This window comes from Flavobacterium sp. LAR06 (assembly GCF_041946075.1).
Lineage (GTDB): Bacteria > Bacteroidota > Bacteroidia > Flavobacteriales > Flavobacteriaceae > Flavobacterium.
Genome location: NZ_JAUTYT010000015.1, coordinates 35,770 through 57,356 on the forward strand (window position 1 = coordinate 35,770; position 21,587 = coordinate 57,356).

Below are 21,587 nucleotides of genomic sequence, written 5' to 3' on the forward strand. Positions count from 1 at the left end.
TGTTTTAAGTTACAGCCTTTTTTTTCTCCAAAACTTAAACATAAAACCACTATTATGAAACCAAAAGCCTTACTATCCGTATTACTTTTAATTCTCTCACTGCCTATTTTCGCTCAAGGCAAAAGTGCCACACTCATCGTTCATCATGCTGTTATTCATACTTTAGATGATAGAAACACTATTGTTGAAGCTATGGCTGTAGCCGATGGAAAAATCCTAAAAACAGGAACAAACAATGAAATCTTAAAATTAAAAAACAAAAAAACCACGGTAATTGATGCGAAAGGAAAAGTAATTATTCCTGGGATATTTGATTCTCACATGCACATTATTCGAGGTGGAAGATTTTTTAATACCGAATTACGCTGGGACGGCGTTCGTTCCCTAAAAAGAGCTTTGGCGATGCTAAAAGAGCAGGCACAAAGAACACCAAAAGGCCAATGGGTTCGCGTTGTTGGCGGTTGGAATGCGTATCAGTTTGAAGAAAAAAGATTACCCACTTTAGAAGAAATAAACCAAGCTACAGGCGATGTGCCAACTTTTGTTTTGCATTTATACGGACATGCTTATTTGAATAAAGCAGGTTTGCAGGCTCTAAAAATTGATGCTAACACACCAAATCCAAATGGTGGATTGGTTGAAAAAGATGCTGCCGGAAATCCAACCGGATTATTAGTTGCCGAGCCAAACGCATTCATTCTCTACTCTACTCTTTCCAAACTTCCTGAATTAACCCCTGACGAAAAAATAAATTCAACCAAACAGTTTATGTCTGAGATGAATCGTCTTGGAGTAACGGCCATTATCGATGCCGGAGGCGGATTCCAAAACTTTCCTGATGATTATGGCGTAACAAATGGTTTATGCAAAGAAAGTGATTTGACTGTCAGAATGCCGTATTATTTATTTGCCCAAAAAGCAGGAAGCGAATTAAACGATTATACCAAATGGGTCAGCACGGTTGAAATTGGCGAAGGCTGTGATGATCATGACGACGATAAAGTAGAATACCATGCGCAAGGCGCCGGAGAAAACCTGGTTATGAGCGCCGGAGATTTTGAAAACTTCGACAAACCAAGACCAGAGTTAAGTCCGGCGATGGAAGGCCAATTAAAGTCAGTTCTATCATTATTGGTTAAAAACAGATGGCCTTTTAGAATTCACGCCACTTATAACGAAAGTATTACCCGCTTTTTAAATGTTATTGAAGAGATTGATAAAGAAACACCCTTAAACGGATTATTGTGGTTTTTCGATCACGGAGAAACCGTTTCGGTTGAAAATCTAAAAAGAATAAAAGCTTTAAACGGAGGTTTGGCTATTCAGCACAGAATGGCGTATCAAGGTGAAAGTTTTATAAAAAGATATGGGAAAACGGCTGCTGCAAACACGGTTCCTCTTAAAAAGATCCTTGAAATGGGAATCAAAGTCGGAATGGGGACCGACGGAACCCGTGTTGCCAGCTACAATCCGTGGGTGGGTTTATACTGGCTGACAACCGGAAAAACGTTGGGTGGCACAAAATACATGCTCGATGAAAATATTCAGGACAGAACAGCTGCTTTAAAATTATTCACCTACGGAAGCGCACAATTGATTAATTTAGAAAAAGATCGCGGCATGCTAAAAACAAATAATTTGGCCGATTTCGTGATACTCTCTGATGATTATTTTAATACTTCTGAAGAGAAAATTCTAAACATAGAATCAAAACTAACGGTTGTAAACGGTAAAGTAGTTTATGCCGATAATGACTTTAGAACATTCGCAAACCCAATTCCGAAAGCAACACCAGAATGGAGTCCGGTAAATTATTTTGGAGGTTATCAAAAAAACTAAATCACATGAAAATTATATTCCGATTATTGCTGCTTTTGGGATTCTTTTATACCGCAAATGCACAGCAGAAAATGACATTCCAAAAGCTGCGATATGACGATGATTTGACTTATTTGAAAGATTCGACCAAAAATTGGTATGAAAAAATCAAATACATCCCACTAGGGCAAAACAGTAAATATTACGCTACTATTGGCGGCGAAGCAAGACTGCAATACACTTATACTGTTAACGATAAATGGGGCGATGATTCTGATCAAGGCGATGGCTATTTACTTTCCAGATATCTGTTTCACGCCGATGCTCATTTAGGTGCTTTCAGAACTTTTGTGGAATTACAAAGCAGCTTGGCCAACAGCAAAATTGATCCGAGTCCGGTGGATGAAAACGAATTGGATTTCCATCAGGCTTTTTTGGATATTGATTTTATTCAGAAGGAAAACAAGCGATTGACATTACGCTTGGGAAGACAGGAAATGTCGTATGGTTCTCAGCGTTTGATTGCCGTTCGCGAAGGCCCAAACAGCCGTCTTGCTTTTGATGCAGTCAAATTGTTTTATAAAAAAGACAACTGGCAAACCGATGTTTTTTATACGCATCCCGTTGCCAACAAACCCGGAACTTTTAATGACAGTTTTAATGAAAATGCCAAATTCTGGGGAAGTTATACAGTGATTCATAAAGTACCCTTTATTCAGAATATAGATTTCTATTATTTAGGTTTATGGAAAAACAGATCCGTTTTTGATGATGCTGTCGGGGAAGAAAACCGTCAATCCATCGGAACCCGAATCTGGAAAAACAAAGGCAACTGGAAGTATGATTTTGAAGGATTATACCAATTCGGAAACCTAAATCAAAAATCAATCTCTGCCTGGACACTTTCCTCTTTTGCCTGTTATACTTTTTCAGAAATAAAATTCAGTCCTGAAATTGGTTTGAAAACAGAGATTATTTCGGGAGATAAACAGTCAGATGACAATCATTTACAAACTTTTAATCCGTTGTACCCAAGAGGCGCTTATTTTGGATTAGTGGCTTTAATCGGTCCGTCCAATTTAATTGACATTCATCCTTCGATCAATTTTACTTTAACCGAGAAATTAAGCCTCGGATTGGACTATGATATTTTCTGGAGACAGACTTTAAGCGATGGTATTTATGCCCCTAGTATGCAATTATTATATTCCGGAAAAGATACAACAGAGCGTTTTATAGGCTCTCAATTGATTACTAATATAGATTATACTGCGAATAATTTTCTCGCTTTTACATTAGAATCTGGCTGGTTTAATGCAGGCTCCTTTTTAAAAGAAGTCGGAACAGGAAAAGATTATTTTTATGCAGCGTTGACGGCGCAATTTAAATTTTAAATACAATTAAAACCTTTATCCGTTTTATAAGAAATTTAAACTATTTTTGAGAAGACAAATTTAAACCAAAACCTCAAAAATAATTTCCAGGCATGACGAAAAATATCCTAATACTATTGATTTGTTTCTCTTTTCAAATAGCAACTTCACAAAAAATATATTTCGATAAAACTCAATTCAGTGATAGTATCAACATTAGTAAAAACATGCCTCTGCTGGCAAAAAAAGTAGCACCGATTTATAAAAATACAGGCAAAGGAACGTTTTTAGACAGCTATGCCAGAATACAATTTGTTGCCGGAGATTATAAAGATATGGAGCGAAATTTTGTTACCTACTCACAAGAAATATTAGGTGACAGCATCGTAAATAGGCCTATGGGATTTATTTATAAAACATATGCCAGAACCATTACAAAAGCACCTAAATCAAATTCAGATTTTGAAAACATTTACACGGCTGAATTTTACAAGTTATACAACAGCTTTGATAAGGATGGAAAAACTTGGGCAGAGAGTTATTACGAAATAAAATTGGATGAAATGAAAACCAATTTTGAATCGCAGCTACAATCCGCTCAAAAAAGTGACAGTATTAGTGCAGAAGATGCAGCTGTTTTATGCCGTCATTATTCACGCTATTTTATTTACAGTAAAACACTTTCTATTGCCAGTAAAATAATTCAAAAAATAGAAGCCGACACTTATATAATTGATAAAAACATCATTATTACATTACCAAACAAAAGCACAATTTCTGGCACTATGGTCAGATACAGAAATGTATCCGAGCCCCAACCAGTAGTAATGAAATATAATATCTATGCCGGAAATGAGCTAAGCCAATGCAAAGAAATAGCCAATATGGGCTATGTAGGTTTTATTGCTAATACAAGAGGTAAAAATTTAAGTAATGATCCAATTGAGCCTTACGAACACGACGGCGATGATGCTTATTACATTCTGGATTGGGTTAGCAAACAACCCTGGTGCAATGGAAAAATTGGACTATATGGCGGAAGTTATCTGGGATTTGCACAATGGAGTGCTATGAAAAAAGTGCATCCAGCCTTAAAAACAATTGTTCCTTTAGTATCTGTTGGTGCAGGAATTGACTTTCCGATGCAAAATGGTATTTTTATGAGCTATGCCTTAAGATGGATCCACCTCGTTGCCAATAATAAATTAACAGATCTTGGTGATTTTCAAAACAATAAAAAATGGGATGAAGTTTTTTCTCAATATTATAAAAACGGCAGTAGTTTCAGAACGTTAGATCAAGTCGAAGGTAATCCTTCTCCGTTGTTTCAAAGGTGGTTAGATCATCCAGCCTATGATAGTTACTGGCAAAACATGACACCACAAAAAGAAGCTTTTGCCAACATCAACATACCTATATTAAGTACAACAGGCTATTATGATGACGATCAACTTGGCGCTATGTACTATTACAATCAATATCAGAAATACAATAAAACAAACAACTATTATTTAATAATTGGACCTTATGATCACGGAGGTTCGCAGGGATATCCAAAAAAAGAATTAGGAGGATACGCAATAGATGAAGCAGCAAATATTCCAATCAATGCTATTATTTTCCAGTGGTTTGATTATATCCTAAAGGGTGCAAAACGTCCGGATATTTTAAAAGATAAAGTAAACTTTGAGATCATGGGTAAAAACGAATGGAAAAGTGTTGCGTCGTTAGATAAAATGCACAATCAGGATCTTACTTTTTATCTTAGCGGCAAAGACTCTAAATATTCTTTGCAAAAAATAGCTCCCAAAAAAACAACCTCTATTAAGCAGATTGTTGATTTTAAAGATCGTTCAGAAATTAATATTTACAACGACAATTACGTAAACGGGTTTCCTAATGTTACTGATTCTATTATTAAGCCTGAAAAACACTTGTTAGTTTTTGAAAGTGATCCAGTTTCAGAACCAATAATTATAAGCGGTTCATTAAAAGCTTCCTTAAAAATAAGCAGTAATAAAAAAGACATTGATGTTGAGTTACAGCTTTATGAAAAAACGGCGAAAGGCCAATATTTTGCTTTAAGCAACAATATACAAAGAGCCAGTTTAGCAAAAGACAGAACAAAAAGACAACTATTAGTACCAAACAAAATCGAGACTATCGATATCAATCAGACTTTTATCACTTCTAAAGAATTACAAAAAGGAAGCTCAATTGTTATCGTTTTGGGAGTTAATAAAAATCCAAATTGGGAAGTGAATTACGGTTCAGGTAAAGATGTAAGTTCTGAAGACATGACTGATGCTAAAGATCCATTAGAAATAAAATGGTATAGTAACAGCTCAATTACGCTTCCGATCCTGAAATTATAAAGTCATTTTTTATATAATGGAAAAGAAATATTCAGTTGTTTTTCATCCTTCAGAAGATGGAATTGAGGTAATCAAAAAACTAAAACTAGAATTATTCAATATAATTAGATGGTACGGCAGCTGCAATTCTGTAGCGCATATTACAATTGGCGGATTTAAAGCAAATGAAAATCAGCTTGAAAAGTACAGACAAAAGCTTTCTAAGATTGCTGATACTTTAACGCCTGTTCAAATTTATTTAGATCATTTTGATGCTTATGAGGAAAGTCGGGCTTTCTTCATATCTCCAAGTGAAGACTCTAAAATAAATTTAAAGCCTATGATGAAAAAAATTCAGGAAGCACTTCAGATTTCCAGTAAAGACAGAAGCGACGATCCGCATATCTCAATAGGACGAAATCTAACCCCAGAAAATATCCAAATTGCGCGTGATTTATTCACTACAATCAATATGGATTTTTTATGTGATGCCATTATTTTAAGAGAATTTGATCCGATCAAAAAACAATATTTTATTTTAGAGACTTTTCCTTTTGGCAGTAATCCTCAGCCGGAATTAATTCAGGGGAGCCTTTTCTAACCGCAAAGCAAAGAACCTGAAACTTGAAACTTGAAACTAAAAACTAAAAAAACAATATTTTATTTTTCGTATATTTGAATTTTACAATTCACGCATATGAAATCCTTAGATTCATTTTACCAGGATATTACCGAAGGTTCTTCTGTTGAACCAAGTTCATTATTGCCCAATGGCATCAAAAAAGAAATTGGGCATTTTAATGTTTTTGACATTAAAGAACTGCTGGAAAGAATGCAGGGAAAATCGGCTATGCCTTATGATAGGAGAGCTTATTACAAAATCAGTTTGATTCGGGGTAAAAACAGATCTGAATATGCTGACAAAATAATCAATATAGAAAAGCAGGGTCTTTTATTTGCTACGCCAAAAATCCCATACAATTATATACCGCAGGACACCAATCAATCCGGACAGTTTTGTGTTTTTACCAGCGAATTTTTATCCAAAAACAAAAGCGGAATTGACTTAGATGATCTTCCCATTTTTGCTTCAGACGGTTATCCTATTTTTCAGTTAACTGATGAGGAGGTAAACGAAGTTGAATTGATATTCAACAAAATACAAAAAGAAATCAATTCTGATTATATCTATAAATACGATTTAATTCGAAATTATGTAGCTGAGTTAATTCACTTTGGACAAAAATTACAACCTATAACAGCGCTATATTCTAAACATAATTCGGCAGCAAGGGTTTCTTCTTTATTTGCTGAATTATTAGAAAGACAATTCCCAATAGAATCACCACATCAGCGATTAGAACTGCGAACTGCAAAAGATTTTGCCGAAAGATTATCGGTTCACGTTAATCATTTGAATAAGGTCTTAAAAGAAAATACCGGAAAAACCACAACCGAATTAATCAGCACCCGTCTAATAAACGAAGCCAAAATCCTTTTAAAACAAACGGATTGGAACATCTCTGAGATAGCGTTTTCACTAGGTTTTGAAGAACTGGCTCATTTTTCTAATTTCTTTAAAAAACAGACTTCGTTCACGCCTTTGGCTTTTCGAAGTTAATTTTTGTTTCAAGTTTCAGGTTTCTGGTTTCAGGTTTTGGAATTTGGAATTTGCGATTTCATTATTGGAATTTAAAATTGTTTGATTTGAATTTCGCAAACTTCGGTTTGAAATTTACAATTCCCCAACGCTGCTTTGCTCCTACCTTTGTCTTATCAATTTAAAAGATCAAAAAGATGAACTTAGCAAACAACAAAATTTTAATAACAGGCGGTGCCAGCGGAATTGGACTTGGCCTGACCGAACGTTTTATTCAGGAAAACAATACCGTAATTATTTGCGGAAGAAGAGCATCTGTTTTAGATGAAGTTAAAGCAAAATTTCCAACAGTGATTACAAAAGTATGCGACTTATCAGATGAAAAAGAACGCATCGCACTTTACGAATGGATTGCCCAAAATCACCCTGATTTAAATGTACTAATCAACAATGCCGGAATTCAAAAATGGGTTTCCGTTACCGATGCTGATTTTTACGAAAGCATGAAAACAGAGCTTAACACCAATATCGAAGCGCCATTGCATTTAACTTCTTTATTTATTCAATTAGAATCACTTAAAACGGTAATGAATGTAACTTCCGGATTGGCCTTTTCGCCTTTTGCAAAAGTTCCGGTTTATTCGGCTACAAAGGCTTTCTTCCGTTCGTTTACACTTTCTCTGCGTCATATTTTAAAAGCAAAAAACATTGAAGTGATCGAAATTATTCCGCCAGCATTGAACACCGATTTGGGTGGAGTTGGTTTACACAATGCACATCCCAGTGTATCGGACTTTATTATTTCCATTTTCGAACAATTAAAACAAGGTAAAAACGAGTTAACTTTTGGTACGAGCGAAACAAGATTAAACGCAAGTGTCCCGGAATTAAAAGCTTCATTTGAGGCATTACATTCATAATTACTAAGATACAAGATTCAAGAGGCAAGAAAAAAGATATGATGGAAATCGTAAAACATCTTACCTCCTGCTTCTTGCTTCTTTCATCAACAATCTATAATCAACAATCTAAAATCTAAAATCTAAAATAAAATGGCAGTAAATACAAAAATAGCCTTAGTAACAGGCGGCAGCAGAGGTTTAGGAAAAAACATGGCAATCGCAATTGCAAAAAAAGGAATCGACGTAATCATTACCTACAACAGCAAAAAAGAAGAAGCTGAGTCAGTTGTAAAAGAAATCGAAAACTTAGGTCAAAAAGCAGCTTCACTTCAATTAAATGTAGCCGATTCGGCTACTTTTGATTCTTTCTTTGGTAGTGTTTCTGAAGTCTTAAAAAGTACTTTTAAAACCGATAAATTCGACTTTCTGGTAAACAACGCCGGAATCGGAATTCATAATTCATTCATTGGAACAACAGAAGCCGAATTTGACCAATTGACTAATATTCAGTTTAAGGGGCCGTTTTTCCTGACTCAAAAAGCATTAAACGTAATGAATGACGGTGGCGGAATTGTAAATATTTCAACTGGTTTAGCGAGGTTCTCTTTTCCAGGTTATGCAGCTTATGCTTCTATGAAAGGTGCAATCGAAACCTTGACTAAATATCAGGCAAAAGAATTAGGCGCAAGAAAAATCAGAGCTAATGTTGTGGCTCCAGGCGCCATAGAAACCGATTTTGGCGGTGGAGTTGTTCGTGATAATGAACAAATGAACCAACAAATTGCTTCTGTAACCGCATTAGGAAGAGTTGGTTTACCAGACGATATTGGCGGAGTTGTAGCGTTTTTATGTACCGATGAGGCAAAATGGGTAAATGCACAACGTATTGAGGTTTCTGGTGGTATGATGTTGTAATAATTGTGAATGGTACAAAGTGAAATGACAATTGCTTTGACAAATAAAACATCGTAGTTGATTTTCTACACTAGTTGAACCTGACAGTTCCGTTGTATGATATATAAAACAAAACCCGATAGATTTTTTAATCTCTATCGGGTTTGTCGTTTCAAATATATTTGAATTAGTAAGCAAGCGTATTTTAATTTTTTTCGATGATGACATCAAATCCGCCATTTTTATCGAAGACAACATCATAAAATCTGGAATCCTTTTCTACCATCACTTCATAGGTTGTTTTGCTTTTATAATCTACCACAACTGCAATTTCTTTAATCGCTTTTGGTGGATAATTTTTCTTCAGATAAGCCTGTGCTTTTGCTGGTAACTGGCTAAACGGAATTTGTAATTCATACGCTTTTAAAACACCTAAATTATCATAAACGGCAAGCGCTTCAGCATTTGTGTCGGTTTTGAATTTCGCTTCGTAACGAACTTCATCATTATCATCACCAACATATTCTATCGCCCAAACGGGTACTTTATTTGGATATTCTTTCTGAAAAGTAAATAAAACTTTCTCCGGCGGCGTTATTTTCTCTTTCATATTCGTTCCTTCCTGTGCCAGCAAAAAGCCGCTGCATAGAAACAAAACAGCTATAAATACGTTTTTCATGATTTCAACTTTTAAATTAATCACGCTCAATTTAGCGTATTAAAAGTACTACTTTTTATGCAAGAAAAAATAGTTTTAAAGGATATTTTACAGTCGAGACTTTATTTTAAAAAAATAGAAAGACACTTTTAAATAAACATTAAAAAACCAATATCATATAAATCAAAAAAGCCTGCAAAGATGTTACTCTTTAGCAGGCTCTTTCTTAAATAACTGAATTAGTAAGCAATCTTTTTTGAGTTATGAATTATAATTATAAGTTGTGAATTGTATAAGTCAATTCCTTTTTAAATCCTATATTTTACATCTTGTTTCTTGCATCTGAAATCTAACATTTCACTACTTTTTAAGTCGGTCAGACAATTCTCTTTTATAAGTAATCCCAATGGGGAGCTTTTCGTTTTTTATAATTACGAAATCTTTCTCGGTAACATCAATTTTATCCAAAGCCACGATATACGACTTATGAATACGCATGAAGCTTTTTTCCGGCAGGCATTTCTCTAATTCACTTGTGGTTATCGAGGCCAGATACGTTCTTTTAATTGTGTGCAGTTTCACGTAATTTCCAAAACTCTGTGCGAACAAAAGCTGATCCAGTTCAATATCCATAAAATAACCGTCCACTTTTACGTTGATCGAATTTACAGCTACTTCCTCTTCCTTCGCTTTTGCATTTTCTGTTGAAAAAAAACGATCAACAGCTTTCAGAAAACGTGGAAAATAAATGGGTTTCAGCAGATAATCAATTACGCCGTAATCGTAACTTTCCAATGCAAATTCAGAATAAGCAGTCGTTAAAATGGTTTTAGGATGCGTTGGAATAATCTTCAGCAATTCCATTCCTGAAATCTCCGGCATATTAATATCCAAAAACATCAAATCAACGTGATTTTCGCGTAAATAATCCATTGCTTCAATACCATTATACCCTTGAAAAACCAATTCTAATTGCGGATTCTGTTTGATGTAGTTTGCCAGCACATAATGCGCTGCCGGCTCATCATCCACAATTATACATTTTTTTGGGTCTTTCATTACAGAAACTTTTTGAGTTGCAATTTCAAATCAACGATATAGGTATTTTTATCATCCTGAATATCTAATTTATAGTCTTTTCCATAAATTAAATTCAAACGTTCAATGGTATTTTTCAAACCAATTTTAGTAGAAACCACATCCGTTTTTTTCGTCGGAATGGAATTCACTACATGCAAATGCAATAATCCATTTTCAACGGTAACAATGATTCTCACAAAACATTTTTCAATGGCGCAGGTTCCGTGTTTAAAAGCATTTTCTATAAAAGCAATCAACAACATTGGTGATACTTTATAGGCATTTTCATTGTCAATTTTGCAATCGTATGTAATATCGCAGCGGTATCCTACTCTTTCTTTTTCAAGCTGTACGTAACTGTTTATAAATTGCAGTTCCTCTTCTAAAGATACGCATTGTTTGTTATTGCTTTCCAGCTGATAACGCATTAATTGCGATACTTTCATAATCAAATCCGGAGTTCTTTCCGGGAATTCCAAACTGATTCCGTAAAGTGTATTGAAGGTATTGAATAAAAAATGCGGATTCAATTGTCCTTTTAAGGAATTCAATTGCATTTGATTGAACAACAAGGTTTCGTCGGTTTGTTTTCTGTGAATTCTGTAGAATTTAAAAACAATAATCGGACTCAAAATACAAACCAAAGTCCCTAAAACACTCGCCAGCTGATACATATAACTTCTTTGATGCGAGTTTTGATACAAACGGCAATTGCTGAACATGTCCAGCATTGTGATTTCGTACAAAATGACCGAGAACACAAACACACCAAAAAGCGTTAGAAAAACATAAGTTAAAGGACGTTGGGTTTTGAATAATATCGGAAGAAGAAAGAAACGGTTGAATTGGGCGTGCATGTATAAAATAAAGTAGAAGAAAATGCCCATTAAGACTGATGTCATGGAACTAAAGAGCATCCAGTCGTTTTTCAGTGTATATATGGTAAAGGAAAACGCAACCACGGCAATCTCCTGCCACCATTTGTTATCCAAGATGTTATCAAACTTTTTATTCATTTTAATTTTCAAATAGTTTACAAATTAAAGACAAATATTTAATTATCATTCCCAATAAATGACAAATTCAATTGGTCATTTTTAATTGCATTACATCATTTAAGAACGCTTATATCCATGTAAGAGAAATAATTTTGGGAGATAATTTCACACTTTGAGTTTTATGTATTTCAAAAAAATTACTTTATTATTTTTCTTGATTTTTGCCTCAATTGGTTATTCACAAACCTTGTCTTTAAAAGAAGCTATAAAAACAGGTCTTGAAAACTACGGTTCTATCCGGGCAAAAAGCAATTACACCAATGCCTCGCGCGAGACTCTAAAACAATCCAAACGCGATTACTTGCCGAATCTGAACTTATCAGCTCAACAGGATTACGGAACAATCAATGGGCAAAATGGTGCTCTTTACGGATTAAATGGTCTGGCCGCTGCTTCTTCAGGTCCTGCTTTACCCAATCAAAACTGGAACTCCGCTTTTGGAGCCCTTTATCTAGTCAATATGAACTGGGACTTTTTCACTTTCGGAAAAGCAAAGGAAAAAATCAATTTGGCTAAAGTCGACCTTCAGGCCAAAGAACGTGATTTACAACAGGAAATGTTTCAACAGGAAATCAAGATTTCTGCTGCTTATTTGAATTTACTGGCAAGCCAAAGATTACTGATCTCTCAGCAAAAGAATTTAAGCCGCGCAGAAGTTTTCAAAAAGACAGCTGTTGCCCGGGTTAAAAACGGATTATTGGCGGGAGTCGATTCTACCCTGGCTACAGCCGAAGTTTCAAAAGCTAAAATTGCTTTGAACCTGGCCCGAAACTTCGTTAAGGAACAAAACAATAAATTAGTCGACTTAATGGGTGTTGCGCCACAGGATTTCAAAACAGACACTTTGTTTGTCAATCAGATTCCGAAAGCCATTTTAACAGCCGAAAAAACAACTGATAGCCTTCATCCGTTACTTCAATATTACAAAACAAGAATCGATTATAGCGATCAGCAAACCAAACTATATAAACGTTTTTATTACCCAACGATGAGCGCCTTTGGTGTTGTACAAACCCGCGCTTCTGGTTTTGATACGAATTACGTTCAGGACCAGACCGCATTCACAAGAAATTATTGGGATGGCGTAAATCCGGATCGTTCTAACTATTTGATCGGAATTGGGATTAGCTGGAATTTGACCACACCGTTCCGAATGAGCAGACAGGTAAGCGCTCAAAAATTTGTTTCTCAGGCTCTCAAAGAAGAATACAATCAGGCGGACAGAGAATTAAAATCGCAGATGAGTTTTGCAGAAGATAAAATAAAAATCACGCTGGAGAATTTTGCCGAAGCGCCAATTCAGGTCAACGCAGCTCAAAAAGCGTACTTACAAAAATCTACTTTATACAAAAACGGATTAACCGATTTAACCGATTTGACACAAACGATCTTTACGTTAAATCGTGCCGAAATTGACCGTGATATCGTCAACAACAATGTGTGGCAATCGTATTTACTAAAAGTAGCCGCATCAGGCAATTTCGACTTATTTATAAATGAATTTTAATTATAGATCCTAATGAATTTAATACGTTTTGCACTCCGCAAACCCATCTCCATATTAGTTATGGTGGCTGGTTTATTTTTCTTCGGAATTGGTGCCATCAAGGATATTAAGGTAGATATTTTACCGAAAATGAACTTGCCGGTAATTTACATCGCGCACCCTTTTGGAGGTTACACACCAGACCAAATGGAGGCTTATTTCGCTAAGACTTATGTCAACATTTTACCCTTTGCAAACGGTGTAAAATCAGTTGAAACCAAAAATATTCAGGGGTTAATGATTATGAAATTAACCTATTATGAAAATACAAATATGGCTCAGGCTGCTGCCGAGCTGAGTTCACTTTCAAACAGAATCCAGGCGGCTTTTCCTCCGGGAACACAACCTCCGTTTATCATTCGTTTTGATGCCTCTTCTTTGCCAATTGGGCAATTGGTTTTGAGCAGTAAAATCAGATCGAATAATGAATTGCAGGATTTAGCTAACGTTTACGTTCGTGCTTCGTTTACTTCGATTCCGGGATTATTATCGCCGGCACCTTTTGGGGGAAGCCCAAGAACAATTGAGGTTAACGTAGATCCGGATTTGTTGCGTTCGCACAATATGACGCCAGATCAAATTGTGGAAGCGATTCGTATCAACAACCAAACTGCTCCATCCGGAAACGTGAGAATGGGTAATATCAATTATATTACACCAACAAATAATACCATCAAAGAAGTTAAAGACTTTGAAAACATTCCACTCTTTAAAGGAAGCGTTCAAAACTTAAAATTAGGCGATGTAGCAACGGTAAAAGACGGTGCCGATATTACGCAGGGTTATGCTCTGGTAAACGGAAAACGTTCGGTTTATATCAGTATTGCAAAAGCCGGAGATGCTTCGACCTGGGATGTGGTTCAGAAATTGAAAGCAGAATTGCCTAAAATTCAGAGTACACTTCCGGAAGATGTAAAATTATCATACGAATTTGACCAGTCGGTTTATGTAATCAACTCGGTTAAAAGTTTAATTACTGAGGGAATTATCGGTGCGGTTTTAACCGGACTCATGGTTTTACTTTTCCTTGGAGACAGACGTGCGGCATTGATCGTAATCTTAACGATTCCTATTTCGATTATTTCGGGAGTTTTATTCCTGAAATTATTCGGACAAACCATCAACTTAATGTCTTTAAGCGGATTGGCTTTGGCAATTGGTATTTTGGTGGATGAAAGTACCGTAACGATCGAAAATATTCACCAGCATCTGGACATGGGAAAACCCAAGGCGCTCGCCATTTGGGACGCCTGTCAGGAAATTGCGTTGCCTAAATTATTGATCTTACTTTGTATACTGGCCGTGTTTGCTCCGGCATTTACCATGGTTGGTATTCCGGGAGCCTTGTTCTTGCCATTGGCATTGGCAATCGGGTTCTCAATGGTAATTTCGTTCTTACTTTCACAAACTTTTGTGCCTGTAATGGCGAACTGGCTCATGAAAGGACATGCCAAACACGAACATACACCTGATATTACAGATGATGAAGCAGAATTCAACGCTTGTGGCTTAACTCCGGAATCTGAGAAACAACTGATCACTCAGAAAAAAGATTACGTTGAAAGAACCGATACAGACGGCAACGGAAAAATAGGCGCTTTCGAGCGTTTCAGAATCCGATTCATGCGAACTTTAGATCGCTTGTTTCCATTCAAAAAAACAGCCGCTTTGGTTTATCTTGTTTCCGCAACACTTCTTGCGGTTGCGTTTATTACGTTTATCGGAAAAGATGTTTTCCCGAAAGTAAATTCAAGTCAGTTTCAGCTGAGAATGCGCGCTCCTGACGGAACCCGTTTAGAACGTACCGAAGAAAAAGCGGTAATTGTATTGAAAGAATTACAAAAAATGGTTGGGAAAGAGCATATCGGAATTTCGTCTGTATATGTAGGTCAACACCCGTCGCTGTTCTCGATTAACCCGATTTATTTGTTCATGGCCGGTTCGCACGAAGCAGTATTCCAGGTGAGTTTGAAAGAATATCACGTGGATATGGACGACTTTAAAGACGAGTTCAGAGCGCGAATCAAAAAGGTATTACCAGACGTAAAACTGTCTTTTGAGCCAATCGAATTAACGGATAAAGTTTTGAGCCAGGGTTCTCCTACTCCAATTGAAGTTCGTATTGCCGGAAAGGACAAAAAACGAAATGAATTATACGCCAACAAAATTGTAGAAAAACTACAAAAAATAGCGTATTTCAGAGACGTACAAATTGGTCAGCCCATTCATTATCCAGCAATGAATATTGATATTGACAGAACACGAGCTGCCGAATTAGGCGTGGATATGAATGATATTTCGAGATCGCTTGTGGCTTCAACCTCATCTTCAAGATACACCGAGAAAAATACATGGGTTGACGAAAGAGCCGGATTGTCGTACAACGTTCAGGTTCAGGTTCCGTTAAACCAAATGAAAAGCAAAACCGATATTGGAGAAATTCCGGTATTGAAAAATTCGCTTCGTCCGGTTTTAAGTGACGTTGCCAAAATTACACCTGGCTTTGTAAGCGGTGAAAATGACAATTTAGGGGCTATGCCATACATTACCGTTACAGCAAACATCAACCAGACCGATTTGGGGACCGCGTCTAAAGATGTTGCTGCAACAATAAACTCATTAGGAGAACTGCCACGTGGTTTGTTCATTTCTCCAATTGGTTTAAGTAAAGTATTGGAAGAAACATTAAGTAGTTTACAAGTAGGATTATTGGTTGCCATTTTTGTAATCTTCTTAATGTTAGCCGCTAATTTCCAATCGTTCAAGGTTTCGCTGGTGATTTTAACAACCGTTCCGGCGGTAGTTTTAGGAGCCTTATTAATGCTGACCCTTACAGGTTCAACCCTAAACTTACAATCTTATATGGGAATCATCATGTCGGTTGGGGTTTCGATCGCGAATGCCGTACTACTAGTTACCAATGCCGAGCAATTGCGTAAAATAAACGGAAACGCCTTAGAGTCGGCTCGTGAAGCGGCGGCGCTGCGTCTTCGTCCAATCATCATGACTTCGGTGGCGATGATTGCCGGAATGTTGCCAATGGCAATTGGTCACGGCGAAGGTGGCGATCAGGTTTCTCCGTTAGGTAGAGCGGTTATTGGCGGATTATTATTCTCGACCTTTGCCGTACTCTTAATCCTGCCACTTATCTTTGCGTGGGCACAAGAACATACAACGACACAATCGGTTTCTTTAGATCCTGAAGACGAAGAAAGCATCCATTATATCTCATCATTAAATTCTAAAAATGACAAATAAAATACAATTTAGCGCGCTGTTTTTTGCAGCACTATTTTTCCTGAACAGCTGTAATTCTAAGAAAGAAGAAGCGCCTGTTGCAGAATTGGAACCTAAAACAGAAACGTTTCTCTTAGAGAAAGAAAAACTAACAACCGAATTGCGTTTGCCAGCCGAATTAACCGGTTTTCAACAAGTAGATTTGTATGCTAAAGTAAGCAGTTTTGTAAAATTGCTTAAAGTTGATATTGGAACTAAAGTAAAAAAAGGGCAACTTTTGATCGTTTTAGAAGCGCCTGAAATCAGTTCGCAACTCGCTGCAGCCGAATCAAGACTGAAATCGATGGAAGCCATTTACGCTACAAGTAAAAGTACTTACAACCGTTTGTATGAAACCAGCAAAGTGGAAGGAACCATTTCTAAAAATGATCTAGAAATGGCCAGCGGAAAGAAAAATTCTGATTACGCGCAATATCAGGCTGCGGTTGCAGGACACAAAGAAGTTTCGATTATGAGAGGTTATCTTGAAATCCGTGCTCCTTTTGATGGTGTTGTAGCAGCAAGAAATGTGAATTTAGGAACATTTGTTGGCCCGGCAGGAAAAGGTTCAGATTTGCCTTTATTGACCATTCAACAGCAGGACAAATTGCGTTTGGCAGTTTCTGTTCCGGAATTGTACACGGGATATTTACACACCGGCGACGAAATGAGTTTTAATGTAAAATCATTGCCGGAAACCTTTAAAGCAACGATCACCAGAATGTCGGGCGCTTTAGATTTAAAATTGCGTTCTGAGCGTGTAGAAATGGATGTTCACAATACTAAAAAAGATTTATTACCGGGAATGGTAGCCGAAGTGCTATTACCGCTTAACGCGAAAGACAGCACCTTTGTAATTCCGAAATCGGCTTTGGTGAATGCAGCTGAAGGTACTTTTGTAATTAAAGTAATCGATCATAAAGCCACAAGAGTCAATGTAAAAAGAGGAAGAGAAATCGACGATAAAATCGAAATATTTGGCGACTTAAATCGCAAAGACAAACTGGTAAAAATTGCCAGCGAAGAAACTAAGGAAGGCGACATCATAAACGAATAACCTGCGTTTTGCTTTCTGTTTAGTGATTACCAAAAACTGTACGCAATTCATTGCGGCATTTTAAAATTAGATTTGGTTTTAAAATGTAAATTAAAATTTGCCTAAAGGGCGATGCTATCGGTGCCGCCCTTTTTTTTGTTTTGGGAGGTTTCACAGAGATTCGCGAAGTTTTTTTAGGCTTGTGAATTAATCTCGCAGAGTCGCAAAGTCGCAAAGTTATAACCTCATTTTATGTCATCCTGAATAACATTAAAAGCAAGCTCGATAACAGAGATTTAGCGCAATTGCTTTATTAGTTTTTCACTACTAAAATTAGTAAGTTGAAATTTGATTATCTTTACAACTATTTTTGAAAATCCCCGCTGTTACACAAATTCACAGAATATTAATATTTTATTTTAAAGAATTAGCAATATTTAATAAATAGAAAACAACATGAAAATCACTTTTTCTTTTATGCTACTATTTTTGACACTTTACATAAATGGACAGCAAACTCCCACTCTCTTTGAACCGAATACTATTTCTAATGATGGTGAATTTGGTTTAACAATTTCTCCTGACTCTAAAATAGCATTATGGGTCCTGTCTAAAGGAAAAAGAGATACATTGACAATAATGGAGTCTAGAAAAGAAAATGGACAATGGACTAAACCCATTATTGCTTCTTTTTCGTCATCAATAGGTGAATGGAAAGATATCGACCCTATGTTTTCTCCCGATGGCAAAACGGTCCTTTTTCAATCAAACAGAAACACAAATAGGTCATCCGACAGAAAAGATTTTGATATTTGGGCGGTAAACCTTACTGACACAGGCTGGGCAAAACCTTATAGACTCGAAGGCAGTATAAATTCGGAAGCTTCTGAGTCATATGCCTCAATAACCAAAGAGGGTACCATTTATTTCATGAAAGAGAACGAGAACAAGACAGGATTGTCCGATATCTATTATTCAATATTAAAGGATGGAAAATATCAGGAACCTCAAAATATTGGTTTACCTATTAATACAAACGAAAGAGAATCAAACCCGTATATTTCTCCAAATGGAAAATACATGCTCTATTTCTCATCAGATAAATCCGGATTTGGAGAAGTTGACCTGTACATTACTTTTAAAAGAAAAAATAAATGGACCGCTCCAAAAAACTTAGGAAGTCCAATTAACTCAAAACTTTCAGAATTTTGCCCGTTTGTTCACGAAAAAGAGAAAAGACTTTATTTTTCCAGACAAGAAAAAGATGGCGATCGATTCAAGGAAAATCTGTATTTCATTGACTTTGATATCAACAAATATAAATAACCCTGCTCCCCTGCTAGCGCTAGCATCCCACTCGTGCATGCAAGCAAAAAGGAATGATGTATGGCTATATAATTATGAGCAATTAAGCTGGCAATAAAAAAAAAGCAAGACCAAAATTGATCCTGCATTTTATGCAACTTGATAAATCTAATAATAAATCTTTTACACTGTCTGACGCTCGTGTTTTCCTTCTTTAATTTCTTCCACCATTTTTTTATTAAAAGCGGGCAAATCATTCGGGTTTCGGCTGGTTACTAGTCCATTGTCTACGACTACTTCTGCGTCTTCCCATTGTGCTCCGGCATTTTTTAAATCGTTTTTAATAGAGAAGAACGAAGTTACTTTTCGACCTTCTAAAACATCAGCATCTACCAGAATTTGAGGTCCATGACAAATAGCCGCTACTGGTTTTTTACTTTCAAAAAAGGAACGTACAAAATTTACTGCAGCCTCTTCTCTTCTCAATAAATCTGGGTTTATAACGCCTCCCGGAAGAACCAAAGCATCGTAATCTGCTTCACTTGCCTGATCTAATACTACATCAACATTATATTCCTTGCTCCAATTTCCGTCTTTCCAGGCTTTGATAGTTCCTGATTTCAAACTGATGATATCTGCATTCCAACCTTGCTCTTCCAGATAGGCTTTAGGCGATGATAATTCTGATTCTTCAAAACCGTTTGTTGCTAATATGGCTATATTCTTTTTCATAATTTTAAATATTTAAAACGTTATTAATTTGATTTATCTAAAATTAGTTATTTCAGACAGCCAGCGAAAACAGATCCTGTTAAACCTTTCTTTATTAAAAGTTAATTAATTGAATTTCATGTTTTTATGAAAAATTAAATTGAAATTATATAAGATTGGTGTGATTTTAGTCCACTATTTTATAGGATGAAAACTAGTAAATAATTCTTATTTTTGATAAAGAATTATTCTCACTATGGTTTCTATAAAAACATTTGATCAGGCGACCCATTTAGAAAATCCGAGACGTGTTTTAAAATACGTTTTAGTTTTTTGTACTTCGGGTACAACGACTATTTCTGTGGATGAAAATGAGTTTGTATTGACCGAAAACTCCGTTATTACGATTACTTCCGGGCAAATTCATTATTTCAAAAACATCCAAAATGCTACCGGATATGCTTTAGAATTTACCTACGCTTTCTTTTGTAAAGATGATAATGACATGGAATTGATTTTCCACAACGGTTTGTTTTGCCATTTTGCAATGAACGAAATGATTACGGTGGATCATCCTGAAATTATTGTTCGGGAATTGGAGGAAATCAGTAAAGAGGTAACCGAAACACCGTATCAATATTTGATTTCCATTCACAGCCGAATTGAATTAATTCTGATTGAAATCAACCGCACCAAAATTAATCGTGGTGACGAAATCTACAAACCCGATGCGCTTTTTCTGCATTTTCTGGAAACTACTTTACAGAATTTCGAAAAGAATTTGTCGGTAAACGAAATCGCAAATCTAATTGGCACCACCGAATCCAAACTAAACGAACTTTCGAAACTCCACACCAACAAAACCGCTCAAAATGTCATCTTCGGACTAGTGATTTCTGAGGCAAAAAGACTTTTTACTTATGAAAAACTTTCGGTGAAGGAAGTCGCATATGCTTTGGGTTTTAATGATCCTTTTTATTTTTCTAATTTCTTCAAAAAACACACGGAGATTTCTCCAAAATCATTCAAAGAAAAAGCAGTTAATTCGTAATTACATTCTTTTTCTTGAATTCTCTATTCTTTAGCACGCTTACTTGCAACATCTTTGTATCTCAATAATTACTAACAAATTAGTATATGAAAAGATATCAGGATTATGCGGCTTTTCTTTTGCGGATCGCATTAGCAGCAGGATTTATGTCCGCCATTTCGAGTCGGTTAGGGTTTTGGGGAAATTATTCTTCTGGCTGGGAAAGTTTTCTGGCTTACGCCGAAAAAGTAAATTCATTCGCTCCAAAAAATTGTATCCCAACAATCGCCATCACCTCCACTATTGCCGAATCCCTTATGGCTTTACTCCTACTCGTTGGTTATCTAACCCGCTTGGCTTCAATTGGCGCCGCAATTTTGACTTTGCTGTTTGCATTTGCTATGACGTATTCTTTTGGTGTAAAAGACCCACTTGATTATTCGGTATTTGTATTTGCTATGGGCGCTTTTCTTTTGGCAACCATGGAAAATTACAAATGGAGTTTAGATGAAATTAGTATGAAAAATAAAAACAATTAAAATTGAATTACAATGGAAAAACAAATCACAAGAAGCAATGAAATAGATTGGAAACCTCTTATTGAGGAAGGTGTAAATACGGATGGAATTTATTCAAAGGCATTATCTTTTGATTCAATTGCAAACAGACCTAATGCCTTTTTATTAAAATTTGAAGCTGGCGCTTCGTACCCAAATCACATTCACCCCGCCGGAGAAGAGATTTATGTTGTAGAAGGCGAAGTCCGTTCCGGAAAAGACGAACTTAAAAAAGGCGATTATATGTACATGCCACCCGGGAGTACGCATTCGGTATTCTCTAAAAATGGTTGTGTATTACTGTTTAAAGTCCCAGAGGAAGTGGTGATTCTGAAGTAAAAAAATCTCGCAAAGTCGCAGAGTCGCAAAGTTTTGGTTTTTAAGTTATT

The 21,587-nt window shown here is 36.2% G+C and carries 18 protein-coding genes; 14 read left to right on the forward strand and 4 right to left on the reverse strand.

Annotated features, from left to right (window positions below; translation table 11 throughout):
* Window positions 1-54 precede the first annotated feature (54 nt).
* The 7 genes from Q7C23_RS19530 to Q7C23_RS19560 all read left to right on the forward strand — a co-directional run bounded on the left by Q7C23_RS19530 (window position 55) and on the right by Q7C23_RS19560 (window position 8,962).
* Entirely contained in the window at window positions 55-1,839 is a 1,785-nt protein-coding gene (locus tag Q7C23_RS19530; protein WP_375034069.1) for an amidohydrolase, read from the forward strand.
* Between the two features lie 5 nt (window positions 1,840-1,844).
* Window positions 1,845-3,212 (forward strand): alginate export family protein, encoded by a 1,368-nt coding sequence (locus Q7C23_RS19535; protein ID WP_375034070.1) that lies wholly within the window; start codon window positions 1,845-1,847, stop codon window positions 3,210-3,212.
* A 92-nt stretch (window positions 3,213-3,304) separates the two neighbouring features.
* Window positions 3,305-5,566, forward strand: a complete 2,262-nt coding sequence (locus Q7C23_RS19540) for a CocE/NonD family hydrolase (protein ID WP_375034071.1) — start codon at window positions 3,305-3,307, stop codon at window positions 5,564-5,566.
* 16 nt (window positions 5,567-5,582) lie between these two features.
* Window positions 5,583-6,146 carry a 2'-5' RNA ligase family protein gene (locus Q7C23_RS19545; RefSeq protein WP_375034072.1) on the forward strand — a complete coding sequence of 188 codons (564 nt, stop codon included), beginning with the start codon at window positions 5,583-5,585 and terminating at the stop codon, window positions 6,144-6,146.
* Window positions 6,147-6,242: 96 nt separating this feature from the next.
* On the forward strand, window positions 6,243-7,166 hold the full coding sequence (locus tag Q7C23_RS19550) for a helix-turn-helix domain-containing protein (protein ID WP_375034073.1): 924 nt from the start codon (window positions 6,243-6,245) through the stop codon (window positions 7,164-7,166).
* A 176-nt stretch (window positions 7,167-7,342) separates the two neighbouring features.
* A complete protein-coding gene (locus Q7C23_RS19555; RefSeq protein WP_375034074.1) occupies window positions 7,343-8,065 on the forward strand; it encodes an SDR family oxidoreductase in 723 nt (240 codons plus the stop codon).
* A 132-nt stretch (window positions 8,066-8,197) separates the two neighbouring features.
* A complete protein-coding gene (locus tag Q7C23_RS19560; RefSeq protein ID WP_375034075.1) occupies window positions 8,198-8,962 on the forward strand; it encodes an SDR family NAD(P)-dependent oxidoreductase in 765 nt (254 codons plus the stop codon).
* Between the two features lie 184 nt (window positions 8,963-9,146).
* On the opposite strand, the gene Q7C23_RS19565 is transcribed toward Q7C23_RS19560, so the two are convergent.
* From Q7C23_RS19565 to Q7C23_RS19575, 3 genes are all read right to left on the reverse strand, one after another.
* Window positions 9,147-9,620: a PepSY-like domain-containing protein gene (locus Q7C23_RS19565; RefSeq protein ID WP_375034076.1), complete on the reverse strand. Its 474-nt coding sequence runs from the start codon at window positions 9,618-9,620 to the stop codon at window positions 9,147-9,149.
* Window positions 9,621-9,959: 339 nt separating this feature from the next.
* On the reverse strand, window positions 9,960-10,658 hold the full coding sequence (locus Q7C23_RS19570) for a LytR/AlgR family response regulator transcription factor (protein WP_375034077.1): 699 nt from the start codon (window positions 10,656-10,658) through the stop codon (window positions 9,960-9,962).
* A complete protein-coding gene (locus tag Q7C23_RS19575; protein ID WP_375034078.1) occupies window positions 10,658-11,695 on the reverse strand; it encodes a sensor histidine kinase in 1,038 nt (345 codons plus the stop codon). Before Q7C23_RS19575 ends, Q7C23_RS19570 begins: the two co-directional genes overlap by 1 nt.
* 163 nt (window positions 11,696-11,858) lie before the next feature.
* Between Q7C23_RS19575 and Q7C23_RS19580 the strand changes: the two genes are divergently transcribed.
* From Q7C23_RS19580 to Q7C23_RS19595, 4 genes are all read left to right on the forward strand, one after another.
* Complete coding sequence (locus Q7C23_RS19580) at window positions 11,859-13,244, forward strand: TolC family protein (RefSeq protein WP_375034079.1); 1,386 nt, start codon at window positions 11,859-11,861, stop codon at window positions 13,242-13,244.
* A 12-nt stretch (window positions 13,245-13,256) separates the two neighbouring features.
* Entirely contained in the window at window positions 13,257-16,541 is a 3,285-nt protein-coding gene (locus Q7C23_RS19585) for an efflux RND transporter permease subunit (protein WP_375034080.1), read from the forward strand.
* The gene (locus Q7C23_RS19590) at window positions 16,531-17,616 is read left to right on the forward strand and encodes an efflux RND transporter periplasmic adaptor subunit (RefSeq protein ID WP_375034081.1); all 1,086 of its coding nucleotides are present in this window, start codon (window positions 16,531-16,533) and stop codon (window positions 17,614-17,616) included. Before Q7C23_RS19585 ends, Q7C23_RS19590 begins: the two co-directional genes overlap by 11 nt.
* A gap of 435 nt (window positions 17,617-18,051) precedes the next feature.
* Window positions 18,052-18,921: a TolB family protein gene (locus Q7C23_RS19595; protein WP_375034082.1), complete on the forward strand. Its 870-nt coding sequence runs from the start codon at window positions 18,052-18,054 to the stop codon at window positions 18,919-18,921.
* 162 nt (window positions 18,922-19,083) lie between these two features.
* On the opposite strand, the gene Q7C23_RS19600 is transcribed toward Q7C23_RS19595, so the two are convergent.
* Window positions 19,084-19,632 (reverse strand): type 1 glutamine amidotransferase domain-containing protein, encoded by a 549-nt coding sequence (locus Q7C23_RS19600; RefSeq protein WP_375034083.1) that lies wholly within the window; start codon window positions 19,630-19,632, stop codon window positions 19,084-19,086.
* A 235-nt stretch (window positions 19,633-19,867) separates the two neighbouring features.
* On the opposite strand from Q7C23_RS19600, the gene Q7C23_RS19605 reads away from it, so the two are divergent.
* The 3 genes from Q7C23_RS19605 to Q7C23_RS19615 all read left to right on the forward strand — a co-directional run bounded on the left by Q7C23_RS19605 (window position 19,868) and on the right by Q7C23_RS19615 (window position 21,537).
* Window positions 19,868-20,662 carry a helix-turn-helix domain-containing protein gene (locus Q7C23_RS19605; protein WP_375034084.1) on the forward strand — a complete coding sequence of 265 codons (795 nt, stop codon included), beginning with the start codon at window positions 19,868-19,870 and terminating at the stop codon, window positions 20,660-20,662.
* Between the two features lie 86 nt (window positions 20,663-20,748).
* Entirely contained in the window at window positions 20,749-21,180 is a 432-nt protein-coding gene (locus tag Q7C23_RS19610; protein WP_375034085.1) for a DoxX family protein, read from the forward strand.
* 12 nt (window positions 21,181-21,192) lie between these two features.
* Window positions 21,193-21,537 carry a cupin domain-containing protein gene (locus Q7C23_RS19615; protein WP_375034086.1) on the forward strand — a complete coding sequence of 115 codons (345 nt, stop codon included), beginning with the start codon at window positions 21,193-21,195 and terminating at the stop codon, window positions 21,535-21,537.
* Window positions 21,538-21,587: the final 50 nt, after the last annotated feature.

Bases quoted from the DNA above. Each gene is read 5' to 3' on its own strand.
- Q7C23_RS19590 (WP_375034081.1), top strand. From the start codon at position 16,531: ATGACAAATAAAATACAATTTAGCGCGCTGTTTTTTGCAGCACTATTT.
- Q7C23_RS19555 (WP_375034074.1), top strand. From the start codon at position 7,343: ATGAACTTAGCAAACAACAAAATTTTAATAACAGGCGGTGCCAGCGGA.
- Q7C23_RS19585 (WP_375034080.1), top strand. From the start codon at position 13,257: ATGAATTTAATACGTTTTGCACTCCGCAAACCCATCTCCATATTAGTT.
- Q7C23_RS19570 (WP_375034077.1), bottom strand. From the start codon at position 10,658: ATGAAAGACCCAAAAAAATGTATAATTGTGGATGATGAGCCGGCAGCG.
- Q7C23_RS19610 (WP_375034085.1), top strand. From the start codon at position 20,749: ATGAAAAGATATCAGGATTATGCGGCTTTTCTTTTGCGGATCGCATTA.
- Q7C23_RS19560 (WP_375034075.1), top strand. From the start codon at position 8,198: ATGGCAGTAAATACAAAAATAGCCTTAGTAACAGGCGGCAGCAGAGGT.
- Q7C23_RS19600 (WP_375034083.1), bottom strand. From the start codon at position 19,632: ATGAAAAAGAATATAGCCATATTAGCAACAAACGGTTTTGAAGAATCA.
- Q7C23_RS19615 (WP_375034086.1), top strand. From the start codon at position 21,193: ATGGAAAAACAAATCACAAGAAGCAATGAAATAGATTGGAAACCTCTT.
- Q7C23_RS19545 (WP_375034072.1), top strand. From the start codon at position 5,583: ATGGAAAAGAAATATTCAGTTGTTTTTCATCCTTCAGAAGATGGAATT.
- Q7C23_RS19595 (WP_375034082.1), top strand. From the start codon at position 18,052: ATGAAAATCACTTTTTCTTTTATGCTACTATTTTTGACACTTTACATA.
- Q7C23_RS19535 (WP_375034070.1), top strand. From the start codon at position 1,845: ATGAAAATTATATTCCGATTATTGCTGCTTTTGGGATTCTTTTATACC.
- Q7C23_RS19605 (WP_375034084.1), top strand. From the start codon at position 19,868: ATGGTTTCTATAAAAACATTTGATCAGGCGACCCATTTAGAAAATCCG.
- Q7C23_RS19575 (WP_375034078.1), bottom strand. From the start codon at position 11,695: ATGAATAAAAAGTTTGATAACATCTTGGATAACAAATGGTGGCAGGAG.
- Q7C23_RS19550 (WP_375034073.1), top strand. From the start codon at position 6,243: ATGAAATCCTTAGATTCATTTTACCAGGATATTACCGAAGGTTCTTCT.
- Q7C23_RS19565 (WP_375034076.1), bottom strand. From the start codon at position 9,620: ATGAAAAACGTATTTATAGCTGTTTTGTTTCTATGCAGCGGCTTTTTG.
- Q7C23_RS19580 (WP_375034079.1), top strand. From the start codon at position 11,859: ATGTATTTCAAAAAAATTACTTTATTATTTTTCTTGATTTTTGCCTCA.
- Q7C23_RS19540 (WP_375034071.1), top strand. From the start codon at position 3,305: ATGACGAAAAATATCCTAATACTATTGATTTGTTTCTCTTTTCAAATA.
- Q7C23_RS19530 (WP_375034069.1), top strand. From the start codon at position 55: ATGAAACCAAAAGCCTTACTATCCGTATTACTTTTAATTCTCTCACTG.